This is a genomic window from Gaoshiqia sp. US2 (assembly GCF_059705485.1).
On the sequence record NZ_AP048550.1, the window covers coordinates 2,023,224 to 2,035,730 of the forward strand.

Here is a 12,507-nt window from a genome sequence, read left to right on the forward strand (position 1 = left end):
TTGGTCTTTTGCTCTTGACAAGTATTCTATTCTTAGCAAAATCATACAATAATCTTTTCAAGGGGTTTACCTATAACTATTTACCCGATTCAAAGGAACTATATAATCATCGAAAGGAGCTCAAAGAATATAACAAGAAGGTAAAAAAGGGAGAGCGGGAAAGCTTCAGGAAATACCTGATCGAGAACTATGCCGAGTTGAACTCTGTAAACATGAAAATAAATCGAATTCGCCTGTATGATTTGTACGTTGCGAAAACTTTGGTTTTAATAGCACTGATTTTAACGATAATTCTGATTTTTTCATTTATGATAATAAACTTAAATCAATAAAAAATGAGCAAAGAACAATCTAAAAGACCGGCTTCAACGCCGCAACCAAAACCTGCAAAGCCACAGCGTCCAACAAACACAATCGAGAAAGGAATAAAACCAGTTGAAATTTCTTCGAAAAGGGATAAATGAAATAACGCAATATCTCGTAGCTGAAGGTGACGGCTTAAAAGCTGAGAGCAAATAAATAGTTAACCTAAAAACGGACTGTTATGAGTGATTTCATTGAAAATTATAAACTGAGAGTAAAAAAATACCTGGGATTGGAAAATGTAAGTCTTTTGGCTGGTGCAGGTACTAGCTTTCATCTAGGTGCTCCTGTCATAAGAACTATTCCAGCAGATTTAAAAGCTCAATGCGAAAGTGAAATTACGAATTACTTTGGGAAAGATGCAAACCCGTCCTATGAGGATTTATTTAACTGTCTGCAAGCAGATAGGTATATAAAAGAAAAAAAGGGCGTTTGTGTTTGTGAGATAAATAAGTCTATTGCGAAAATGCAACAATGGCTATTCACTAAATGCGATACCCAAAAAACAGAGATTCATGAGTTTTATAAAGCAGATAAAAAGTTAATAAAGAATCGTTATCACTACCATGAAGCATTGATAAAAAAATTGTTGCAGCGCCCAAATAATTTAAAGAGAGCAAATCTTTTTACTACAAATTATGACATGGCATTTGACTATGCGCTTGACAACCTTGGAGTTCACTATATAAATGGGTTTATGGGAGTGCATAATCGTTGTTTTAGACCGGAAGTTTATGACTATGATCTGTATTATCCAGGACAAAGTGTGACAGGCAAAGTACATAGAGCAGAGAAAGTCCTAAAATATTATAAAATTCATGGTTCCTTGTCATGGCTATCTACGAGACCCTCCGTTTCCAATACCTATGGAATCAAGGAGATACCATTAAACGATGAATTTAAACCTGATGAGAACAAAGAGCTAATGATTTACCCATGTGTTAGTAAAAAATCATATACTCTTGACTTGCCTTACTCCGAACTATTCCGGCAATTTTCTCAGGCAATTAATCAACCGCAATCCGTGCTGTTTTGTGTTGGGTACTCATTTTATGATGAGCACATTAATGATATTATCAAACAGGCATTATCAATTCCTTCATTTACTTTAATAATTGCGAATTATTCCTCGGATTTGGATGAAGAATCTCCAATTGAAGAGCTAAAAGCACTCGGGGATAAACGAATAATTATTTTAGAACAAGATAAGGCTGAAATCTCAACATTTACGGGGTTTGTTGAGAATGTGATGCCAGACTTATATGAGCAGGAAGAAATAGAGTCTGTTGCTGAGACTATATCGAAATTATATCCGGAGACGTCAGGTAGGATGGCTGTTGAAGTTGCAAAACCTAATAGGGGGGAACCAGAATATGAACCAAAATAGAACAATAGGTAGGGTCTTATCGGTTGACAACTTCCGGGTTTTTATAAAAATTGAGGACGATCTGAGAGGTGCCTACAAAAGTGGGGTAAATGACATTTATGAAATTGCGCGTATAAACTCCTATTTAATTATTCCGGTAGGTTCTGACAGGGTTGTAGTATTAATTACCCGTGTTACAATGAAGGAAGAAATAGAATTCGATAAAAATGCGACGAGCATTTCGCTTCCGACTTCTGCAAGATATATATCCGCTACTATGCTTGGAACAATAGCCAAACAAAATAACGAAGAAAGATTCATCCAGGGAGTTTACAATTTTCCAACACTAGACAACCCCGTGTGGTATGTTACCGAAAAAGATTTGCGACATATTTTTGATGACAAGCTAGACCTAAAAGATATTAACTATTCAAAAGATTTCTATCTTCCTATCGGAACCTCTCCTGCATTTAGTGAATACAAAGTAAAAATCTGCCCCGACCAATTTTTTGTCAAGCACGCTGCAATTTTGGGCAATACAGGGTCCGGCAAATCATGCACGTTTACCTCTATTATTAGAAACCTTTTTAAATACGATTACAACGGGAAGAAACTAGAAAATGCACATATTGTCATTTTTGATACGAACGGAGAATATAAAGATGCTTTTCTACCTGACGATTTCGACTTTGATTTACTAGATGAAACAACGCAAACTGAAATAGAACAGATAAATACATATTATTATGGCGGCGATGAGGAAGTAAAAGTTCCTTATTGGTTAATGAACTGGGAAGACTTTAAAGATTTATTGAGGCCCAGTGACGGGACACAAGCTCCAGTACTCAATAGGGCTATTGGCTTGGCTAAAAATGAGGAAGAAAGCCGAGAATATAACCTGATACCAAATAATTTGAGGTCCGATATCGAAAATATAATAAATGCAAATTCAGAAGAAATAAAAAAGAAAACTGGAGTTCAAAACTTTGGTAATTGGATATGGAAAGAAGATAATGAAATTCAAGGCATAGGTGAGGCGGTTTCTCAATTCAATAATGAACTTGGAAATGCCATAATAGAGCTGTCAAATGAAAGGAATTTCAACAACGCTGCAAATCAACAGCCCATAAGAGTAGAAATTGAAGAACTATTAAAATCATCGAATAGAGAATCAACCGAAAAACAAATAACAAGCGAACAAAATATTGACTTGCCAATATGGTTTAATTATCAAGAACTTTGTACTAAATTCATAGATTCTGCAATTAATCAGGAAGGAACTAATAATAATAGAATTACAGAATTTGTTTCTACGCTTCGTTTACGAATGAATAGCTTTTTAAATGATAAACGAATGGCTATCCCGTTAATGTTAAAAGACAACAATGAAGCCAATAAGAAAATATTAGCCCATTTTATTGCCTTCCTTTTGGGTGATTTTAACCGTCTTTTTGCCGAAGTTGATAAAGAGAGCTTTTTAAAAAAATACAACAAAACAGTAAGAGTTTCTGCCGAAGATAAGACAAGCCAAATCACAATTATTGATGTTTCTCAGTTACCATTTGAAGTTTTAGAAACGGTCACCGCCTTACTAGGTAGAATTATTCTGGAGTTTGTTTCCTATTTTATCCCGGACAACAGGGGAAAATATCCAATTGTGATTGTACTGGAGGAAGCTCAAAATTACATTGCCGAGAAAAATGATTCAATTGCAAAATCTGTTTTTGAACGAATAGCGAGAGAAGGACGAAAATATGGAATCTCTTTGGTTGTATGTAGCCAACGTCCTTCTGAATTATCGAAAACAGTTTTATCACAATGTAACTCATTTATAATTCACCGACTCCAAAATCCAGATGACCAGAAATATGTAAAAGGATTGATATCGAGTGCCAATGCTGACATTTTAGACCAACTACCTATAATTCCGCAGCAACACGCAATAATTACAGGAGATTGTGTCAGAACACCAATACAGGTAAGAATCGATAATGTTAATCCAACTCCTAACAGCCACAATCCGAAATATATTCAACGTTGGTTACAGGAAATTAAAATACCTTATGAAGAAACATGCAATAGATGGTTGGGAATAAAAAATGAGGCCACAAAATAATGAAACTAACCGAAAACGATATCGAACTCTGGGCTATTGAGGAACTGGAAAACCTGGGATGGAAATATCTGAACGGTGCCGTAATTGCACCAGACGGTGAACATCCTGAGCGCAATTCTTTTAGTGATGTTGTATTAAAAGGTCGTTTGCAGCAAGCCATTGCCCGGAATAACCCTGATATTCCGCACGAAGCACAACTGGAAGCCATAAAAATTGTGGAACGTGTTGCCTCTCCTGGATTAATAGTCAACAATCAACGATTCCAGGAGTTGTTTACCGAAGGCGTTCCGGTTGAATACCGAAAAGATGACATTCAGCGTGGCGACCGGGTCCGGTTGATCAATTTTAATAATCCCGGCGAGAATGATTTTCTGGTAGTCAACCAGTTTACCATCATCGAAAACAATAATCACAAACGCCCCGATCTCATCTTGTTCATCAACGGGCTGCCGTTGGTCATTTTTGAACTAAAGAATGCCGCCGATGAAAACGCCACCCTGCATTCAGCCTACAAGCAAATCCAAACCTATAAGAACACGATTCCAACGCTGTTCACCTACAATTCCTTTTGTGTTTTGTCCGATGGCGTTGATGCCAGGGCCGGTTCCCTGTCTGCTGAATTTTCGCGTTTCCTGGCCTGGAAAACCAATGATGGAGTGAAAGAAGCCTCACCGCTCTCCAGCCAATTGGAGATCATGATTAAAGGACTACTCAATCCGGTGACCTTACTAGACTATATCCGTCATTTTATTGTTTTTGAAGAATCAAAGCATGTTGATGCCAAAGGGATTGCCACTATTCAAACCATAAAAAAAGTAGCTGCTTATCATCAATATTATGCAGTAAATAAAGCGATTGAATCGGTTCAAAAGGCATCGTCGGCCAATGGCGACCGGAAAGGCGGGGTCGTCTGGCACACCCAGGGAAGCGGCAAATCGCTTACCATGGTATTTTTTACGGGCAAACTGGTACTTCAACTCAACAATCCAACCGTCTTGGTTATCACCGACCGGAATGACCTCGACGACCAGTTATTTGACACCTTTGCATCGTCGAAACAATTGCTTCGGCAGATTCCGGTGCAAGCCGCCAGCCGGGAGCATTTGAAAAAATTGCTTAGAGTGGCTTCCGGCGGAATTGTGTTTGCAACCATCCAGAAATTTCAGACTGAGAACGGAAATAGTGTGTACGAGCAACTTTCCGATCGTACCAATATTGTGGTGCTGGCCGATGAAGCACACCGTACACAATACGGTTTCAAGCCCAAGAGTGTCGAGGTAAAAGATGAACAGGGAGACGTGATTGGGCAGCGTTTGGTGTATGGTTTTGCCAAATACATGCGCGATGCCTTGCCTAACGCCACCTACCTGGGATTTACCGGCACGCCAGTAGAATCAACCGATGTCAATACTCCGGCAGTTTTTGGTCACTATGTCGATATTTACGATATTGCCCAGGCCGTTGAAGACGGAGCTACGGTGCCGATCTATTACGAAAGCCGATTAGTGAAAATCAACCTTTCCGAAGAAGGTAGAAAATTGATTGAAAAGCTGGACGAAGAACTGGAAAGTGATGAGCTGACCGACACTCAAAAAGCGAAGGCCAAATGGACCAAAATAGAGGCTATTGTTGGAAGCCCGGCAAGGTTAAAGAAAATTGCGGAAGATATAGTGTTTCATTACGAAGAACGGACCAACAGCGGGATTGAAGGAAAGGCGATGATTGTAACAATGAGCCGCCAAATTGCAGTTGATCTTTACAATGAAATCATCAAAATACGTCCGCATTGGCATAGCAATAATTTAGATCAGGGGACAATAAAAGTGGTCATGACAGCAGCTTCGTCCGATGGCCCGAAAATGATGAAGCACCACACCACCAAAGAACAACGCCGGACTCTGGCCGACCGGATGAAAGACAACACCGACTCATTAAGACTGGTAATCGTAAGAGACATGTGGCTCACTGGCTTTGACCTGCCGAGTCTGCACTCGTTGTACATCGATAAGCCGATGAAAGGACATAACCTGATGCAGGCCATTGCCCGGGTAAACCGTGTTTACAAAGATAAACCCGGAGGTCTGGTGGTCGATTATTTTGGCATTGCCTCTGATTTAAAGAAAGCCCTTTCTTTTTATGCCGATAGCGGAGGTAAGGGTGATCCGGCCCGAGCACAGGAAGACGCCGTACAATTGATGCTGGAGAAACTGGAAGTAGTTTCCCAAATGTTTTCTGAAAAAACAGTTCCAAAAAAAACGGAATTTGCAATAGCCGCAGAACCTGAACCCCGGTTTGGAAAGTCGTTCGCGTATGAGGGCTATTTTGATGCCACAGTCAAACAAAAGCTGGAAATCATACTTTCGGCTGTTGAGTACATTCTCAGTCTGAAGGAAGGGAAAAACCGGTATGTCCGGGAAGTGACAGCGCTTTCGAAAGCCTTTGCCATTGCATTGCCTCATGAACAAGCGATGGATGCTAAAGATGAAATTGCATTCTTTCAAGCTGTAAAAGCACGCCTGATGAAATTTGATTTTGGAAGTTCTCAAAATGGGGGAAAGAGCAACTATGAAATTGAAACAGCCATTAAACAAGTGGTTGATCAGGCCATCATCTCGGAACAGGTGGTCGATATTTTTGATGCAGCTGGCATCCGAAAAACCCGAATTGTCGGTTCTGGATGATGAGTTTCTCGAGGAGATGCGCGACATGAAGCACAAGAACCTGGCCTTGGAAGTACTTAAAAAATTGCTGAATGATGAGATTAAAATCAGGGCCAGGCACAACATTATCCAAAGTCGCACCCTGATGGAAATGTTGGAATCATCGATTAAACGCTATCAGAACAATCTGATTTCTGCCGCCGAAATCATTCAGGAAATGATTGATCTGGCCAGGGAAATTAAAGAAGCCGACAAACGTGGAGAGAAAATGGGCTTAAGCAAAGATGAACTCGCATTTTACGATGCTGTGGCTCAAAACCAAAGTGCCAAAGACCTTTTGGGAGATGAAGTCCTTCAGAAATTGGCCAGGGTTTTGGTAGAACGGGTAAAAGCAAACACCTCCATCGATTGGACAGTGAAAGAATCGGTGAAAAAGAAACTAAAGGTAATCGTAAAACGCACCCTTCGCCAATACGGTTATCCACCCGACATGCAAAAACTGGCAACAGATACGGTATTACAGCAAGCGGAAGCTTTAGCTGAGTTTTGGAGTGTATAAAATCACCAATAGATGAAGTTATACAGTGACATTTGACAATATAAATTAGTTGTCTCCCTTCTTTTTCTTGAAAAAAAGTTCTTTCTTTTTAGCCTGTTTCTTTATAGCTCTTTTGATCCTTTTATCAGTCCATTTTCCAGCAAAGTGAACTTCGTTATTGATAATCCAATAATGCGAGTGACAATCATAACTCCAATTACCAATAGAGGGAGTTAAACTAACCCCCTCTCCATTATAACATAATTGCCAATCATTTGGTGATAGTGGAGTAAATACCAAATTACCACATCCACAGGGGCATTTATGCCCAACGGCATTATATTTCAAACTGACATATAAAATGCCTTCCTCAAGTTCATGCGGTATAAACTCGACAAAATCAGGATGCAAAACTATCATTGATAATCTTATTTGTTTCTATGTGATACAGTGTGTGATGTTCTTTTTTCAAGTCTGCGTAGAAGCCTAAATGTCTTTTCCAACGGATTACTGCTAGAGCAGCATTCAAACAATTTAAATCGGCAATTTGAATGTTACTATTATATTCATTTTCATCCAATTCATTTGGACCTATGACTTGATTGATATGGTCCCGCATATCATTTGATGCAGATGTAACCCTAAGTGTACCGAGCAAACCACTATCCCTTTTTATGACGCCTAACCCAACATCCGAAAAAGCTATATTCATTTTTGAAAGTTCATTAACAATCATGAAACGGACCTCACTTTTATCGACACATACAAAAACATATTCAAAATCACTCAACTCAACAATATTCTTCTCATTTATCCGATATGGGTGAACTTTTATTCCAAGATGCATCCTTGAATAAACAGTATCATAATAATCAACTTTCTTTAAATTTTCAATTTGGTTAATGGTTTCTTCGGTCAATGTTCCTGGCGCCCTGAAAGTATTATGAAGCTCTAGATTATCATCATCATAGATATGGATTTCTTTAACTTGCGTCTTTGAAACAAGATCCAAAATATATGATCCGGTACCACCAACCCCAATGATTGCAACTTTATTGTTACGGAATTTGAGATTCTCCATGTCAATACTTGCTCTTGCTGAGCTCGTATCAGGATATTTAAATACGTCACTTCCCATCAGAATTGCATCTCGTCTTCCTGGTTTTTCCGTGACAGAAGGATCGATTAGTTTTGCATAAGACGACAGAAAGTGAGCGTATGCGGTTATCTTTTCATGAAAATCAACATAATGGCCTTGAAGGGGCTTATAGGAGAAAAAATGCCGTGCCTCAAAGTCGGTAGTAATTATAGGACTACCATTATCATTTATTATTGAGACCAATTTGTTTCCGTTTTCGTCACATGGCATTTCTCCACAAAAATTTGCAGTGTGACTATCTGGTTTGCCACCGGCTAACGTAGGAGTCCGAAAGGATAACACAGTCACTATACTACCATATTTAACTTCTCTTTTCGAATTAACATATGGGATTTCGTGAACAAGAAGGTGAGAACCTCTAATTTCAAGAATAAATCCCTCACTTTCTAGTCTTTTCAAATCTTCATTAAGACTTAATACCTGCGGTTGCATGGAAGATCATCTTATTTTTAATAAATACGACCTGTCCAACTTTCAACACGCCCTCTCTGTTTTCTTTTGGACCATCTTCATAGCTTACGGTGTAAGTTTTTACAGGATCGTATGTTCCGTAACGTAACTTGATAATTTCTTCGAAAGAAATTTTTTCTTCTCCCCATGGATAGGGGGTTCCTTCAATCAAAATAATTTTCTTGTCTTTGCCATGGTTCAGATGGTCTTGATTCTTTAAATTTTCCATAACTAAACTTGTTTAAAAGGTAATTAATTGTATTTTATATCAGGGAGGAAAGGGTTTGTTTCCATATCAGCCCCTTGCCCCTAATACGTCCGTTTTTTCATAAATATCACCCGGCCCTTTTGTGCCGCCATTGCTTTAGTCGCTTTTAGTCAATAGGATGCGTGTTACTCTTTTAGCCATAAATTGTCTTTTCTGGCAGTTATAGCAGAGAGGCAAATTGAGGAACTTTTTTAGCGATTTTAACCGCTATTTCGCCCAAACCTCTAATGTTCTCAATTAACTCCGCCTGACTTAAATTTTCTTTTGATGCTTGCTCTACAACCTTAATTAGCGCTAAATAGGTTTGTGAATCACTAGTTCCCGGAGTTAGGGCATCAATTTCTGATTTCGAGAGACCAAGCAAGTGGTCAAGTTCTTTTTTATAAGTTCCATTGAATGCGGAGTCGGCTTCCGCAAATAGTTTTGTAAATCTATTTTCTGCCATTGTATTTATTTTTTACTAGTTATTTCTTTGATTTGATTGGTAACTTTTTCCAGTTGCTGATAAGCATCATCACTTTGTATATCTATTTTTTTTCCTGCCTGAACTGCTATGTCAATTTGTCCAGAGAGTTTTACTAAAGAATCAGTTATCCGAGTATCAGTGCCTTCCAAACCTATTTTGGATAAGGCATCCTGCTGGGTTTCTTTAAGTTTTCTGATAGACTGCAAATAAGCGGTAATGGATGAATTTGCATAAATGGCATTTTCATAAGATTGATTCACGGCTTTGAGTATTTCAGCTTCCTGTTCTTCCAAAGGTGATAGCAATTCTTCTCGTTTACTCTCTATCTGGATACGTGCAGCTTCCTGAAATTCAAGCATAACATTTATAGCATCGTTGGCTTCTTTTTGCCCTTCCTTTTGACCGGCGAGTTCAATCGTGCCATATAAAGAAGTTTTTCCTGACTTATAATTTGCTAATTCAGATTTTAGGACATAATGGATAACAAAAGGCGCATATTTTTCATCAACAAAAGAATTGATCTCCTCCTTCATTTTCCCAAAATAAACGTCAATTGCGCTTACATGAGAATTGTGCAGAACTTTTAAATCACTGCCCAGGGTCTGAGAAAGTGTTACTACCTCTTTGGGAATTGAGACGCAGGCACTCATCAATAAAGTTACACACGCGATGATCAGATTTCGAATCTTCATAACTTGAATCTTTTATATTTTGACGTTACAAAGAAAATCCGGGATCACGCAATGGAATTTCGCGATTGAATTTTTTTTCGGAATTATTAATATTGTTCGAGTATTTGTCTCGATTTAATTTTTAGCTCATCAATAACCAGCTGAGGGGAAATGACTTTAACGGAGTTGCCATATCCCAGAATTTTCTCATAAAACTCCCAGGTGGGAATTACTTTAATCGAAATTCTGTATTCTGTTTCATTATCAATTAACGTTTTTTGCGTATGATGGATTTTGAGCGTTTTTAAGTAATTACCTTGAAATGAGGTAAAGGACAAGATAACCTCTACCGGATCAGAATCTGTTACTGTAATGCCAAATGAATAGGCAAAGTGCCGGTCAAAATCAAAATCTTCAGGAGTAAACTTTTCCTCGAGAATTCGCAGAGCGAGCATCCTGTCCAACGCATAAACAGTTGTTGGTTTGTAATGGACTTCGTTCCTTCCCACAATATACCACCGATGCCTGTCTTCTTTTAATAAATAAGGTTGTAACTTAACAACTTTCGGGGAAGAGTCTTCAAATTTTTGATATTCAAATTCAATTACCCTATTGCTATCCAACGCCTGAACAATTGTAGGAATCAGTTCACTTCCCGTCAATCTTGGAGTTTGTTCTGTTTGAACAATTGACCTGGCTTGTTCAACATTGGAAAGCCCTTTTCTGATCGTCACCGCATCCAGAACTTTTTCAATAGCGTTGCTGAAATCTTTGAAGACTTCGTACTCTCGGTATTGATTAATGGTTTTGGCATAAAATGATAAAGCGCTAATGTCACCTTCTCTCAATCCAAATGCTTTTATCGTATAGTTTCTGTCTGAATAATAGTAGGCTTTCTTTGTTTTGTTATATTCAATTGGAGCTTCATAACCCAAGAGGGGGTCATCCTTCATGGCATTAATATCTTCGTTTATCATCCTTTCGGAAACATTGATTGACAACTCACTTTCAATGATTTCTTTTAGTTCTTTAGTCTTTACCCAATCTTTTCTTCCCAACTCTCTATCGATAATTTGATACCGGCCAAAAGGGTGTTTGGATTTTGCCATAAATCGTTTAGTTAAGGTTGCTGATTTTGTCATAACAATTTTACGAAAAATAATCGTTTGTGATAAAAATTTGTTTAGCTAACCTGCTCATTTGAATTGGATTTGGTAAAGGTAATACAAGGAGTATGTGGGTTAAATTATAGATAACCGATTTTTGTTGGAAGTAGCTTGTTACACTCAAATTTCCGTCAAAGTTATTTCGCTTCCCGGAACGGTAAAGGGGAATTCGCTTTTCGTGGCTCGTTTCCTTCGGATGCGTTCATTCCGACTACATCGGAATGACATGCACCCCGTTGACCTGATCCGGGACAGCTCAATGTGGTACGCCAAAAATTTAAGTTTAACGGCGTGCCAGATAGTTCCTTTGTTTTTCGAAGGATGCCAAAATAAGTCCGAAAGGCATCGGCATTTTCCCATGAATTCTTCATTTGACATTTATGAAATGGTTACCAACCTGATTATCGAACGCCTTGAAAAAGGTGTCATCCCGTGGCAAATGCCCTGGAAAACTGAAACCGGGTTACCGCAAAACATGGTTTACAGGAAAGTTTACCGGGGTTTTAATTTCTGGTTATTGCTGACAGTGGCCGATCAATTCGGTTCCCCGTTTTTCCTGACTTTCAACCAGGTCAAAGAACTGGGTGGACATGTCCTGAAAGGTGAAAAAGGTTTTCCGGTGGTTTTCTGGAAAATCCTGGAAAAGGAGGAAAAAGATGGAAGCATCGAACAGATCCCGTTTCTCCGGTATTACACCGTTTTCAACCTGAAACAAACTGACGGGATCGATGAAAGTAAAATTCCTTCCATCGAAGCTTACGATCACGATTTTGACCCGATTGCTCAGGCCGAGCAGTTGATCGAGTGTTGGTCTGATTGTCCTGAGATCAGGCTGGACCAGTCTCACGCCTTTTATTCACCATCTGAAGACTATATCGGGATGCCCAATCCACGGACCTTTTTTCAGGATGAACAGTTCTATTTAACATTATATCACGAGGCTGTCCACGGGTGCGGGCATATCAGCCGAACCGGAAGACATGAAAAGCTGCTAAATCACAAGTCCGGCTCCCGGGATATGGAAGAACTCGTGGCCGAAATGGGTGCAGCTTACCTGTGTTACATGACAGGCATCCAGAATAACGCTACGATTGATAACAGCGCTGCCTACATCAAAAGCTGGATCGGCAAATTCAAAGAAGACAAGAAAATGCTTTTAACAGCTTCATCGATGGCTCAAAAGGCGGTGGACTACATCCTGGATCACCAGGTCAGTCCAAACCGGACGGCAAGTACAAAGAAGGCCGGGCAATTGGCGGAGGCAGTTTAGCCTTCGCCTTTTTT

Annotated in this window: 12 protein-coding genes; 6 read left to right on the top strand and 6 right to left on the bottom strand. The window is 39.1% G+C overall.

The genetic code is table 11. The annotated features are described in order from the left end of the window. Nucleotides 1-335: 335 nt before the first annotated feature. The 5 genes from AC6H3C_RS07975 (at nt 336) to AC6H3C_RS07995 (ending at nt 7,064) form a co-directional block, all read left to right on the top strand. The gene (locus tag AC6H3C_RS07975) at nt 336-464 is read left to right on the top strand and encodes a hypothetical protein (protein ID WP_497520206.1); all 129 of its coding nucleotides are present in this window, start codon (nt 336-338) and stop codon (nt 462-464) included. Nucleotides 465-544: 80 nt separating this feature from the next. Next, entirely contained in the window at nt 545-1,750 is a 1,206-nt protein-coding gene (locus AC6H3C_RS07980) for an SIR2 family protein (RefSeq protein WP_497520207.1), read from the top strand. After that, entirely contained in the window at nt 1,737-3,845 is a 2,109-nt protein-coding gene (locus AC6H3C_RS07985) for an ATP-binding protein (RefSeq protein WP_497520208.1), read from the top strand. The genes AC6H3C_RS07980 and AC6H3C_RS07985 overlap by 14 nt, the downstream gene beginning before the upstream one ends. Beyond that, nucleotides 3,845-6,526, top strand: a complete 2,682-nt coding sequence (locus AC6H3C_RS07990) for a type I restriction endonuclease subunit R (protein ID WP_497520209.1) — start codon at nt 3,845-3,847, stop codon at nt 6,524-6,526. Before AC6H3C_RS07985 ends, AC6H3C_RS07990 begins: the two co-directional genes overlap by 1 nt. Beyond that, nucleotides 6,483-7,064, top strand: coding sequence for a DUF3387 domain-containing protein (locus AC6H3C_RS07995; protein ID WP_497520210.1), 582 nt, complete (start codon nt 6,483-6,485; stop codon nt 7,062-7,064). The genes AC6H3C_RS07990 and AC6H3C_RS07995 overlap by 44 nt, the downstream gene beginning before the upstream one ends. Nucleotides 7,065-7,109: 45 nt before the next feature. Here the strand turns inward: AC6H3C_RS07995 and AC6H3C_RS08000 are convergent, their stop codons facing one another. The 6 genes from AC6H3C_RS08000 to AC6H3C_RS08025 all read right to left on the bottom strand — a co-directional run bounded on the left by AC6H3C_RS08000 (nt 7,110) and on the right by AC6H3C_RS08025 (nt 11,199). Next, nucleotides 7,110-7,463 carry a ubiquitination-like system serine protease family protein gene (locus tag AC6H3C_RS08000; protein WP_497520211.1) on the bottom strand — a complete coding sequence of 118 codons (354 nt, stop codon included), beginning with the start codon at nt 7,461-7,463 and terminating at the stop codon, nt 7,110-7,112. Next, nucleotides 7,444-8,634: a ThiF family adenylyltransferase gene (locus tag AC6H3C_RS08005; protein WP_497520212.1), complete on the bottom strand. Its 1,191-nt coding sequence runs from the start codon at nt 8,632-8,634 to the stop codon at nt 7,444-7,446. The genes AC6H3C_RS08000 and AC6H3C_RS08005 overlap by 20 nt, the downstream gene beginning before the upstream one ends. Next, complete coding sequence (locus AC6H3C_RS08010) at nt 8,609-8,881, bottom strand: multiubiquitin domain-containing protein (protein ID WP_497520213.1); 273 nt, start codon at nt 8,879-8,881, stop codon at nt 8,609-8,611. The genes AC6H3C_RS08005 and AC6H3C_RS08010 overlap by 26 nt, the downstream gene beginning before the upstream one ends. 199 nt (nt 8,882-9,080) lie before the next feature. Further along, nucleotides 9,081-9,365: a hypothetical protein gene (locus AC6H3C_RS08015; protein ID WP_497520214.1), complete on the bottom strand. Its 285-nt coding sequence runs from the start codon at nt 9,363-9,365 to the stop codon at nt 9,081-9,083. A 5-nt stretch (nt 9,366-9,370) separates the two neighbouring features. Continuing rightward, the gene (locus AC6H3C_RS08020) at nt 9,371-10,078 is read right to left on the bottom strand and encodes a hypothetical protein (RefSeq protein ID WP_497520215.1); all 708 of its coding nucleotides are present in this window, start codon (nt 10,076-10,078) and stop codon (nt 9,371-9,373) included. 86 nt (nt 10,079-10,164) lie between these two features. Beyond that, complete coding sequence (locus tag AC6H3C_RS08025; protein ID WP_497520216.1) at nt 10,165-11,199, bottom strand: helix-turn-helix transcriptional regulator; 1,035 nt, start codon at nt 11,197-11,199, stop codon at nt 10,165-10,167. 382 nt (nt 11,200-11,581) lie between these two features. Here AC6H3C_RS08025 and AC6H3C_RS08030 point away from each other — a divergent pair, with 382 nt between their 5' ends. Further along, nucleotides 11,582-12,493 (top strand): ArdC family protein, encoded by a 912-nt coding sequence (locus AC6H3C_RS08030; protein WP_497520217.1) that lies wholly within the window; start codon nt 11,582-11,584, stop codon nt 12,491-12,493. Nucleotides 12,494-12,507 lie beyond the last annotated feature (14 nt).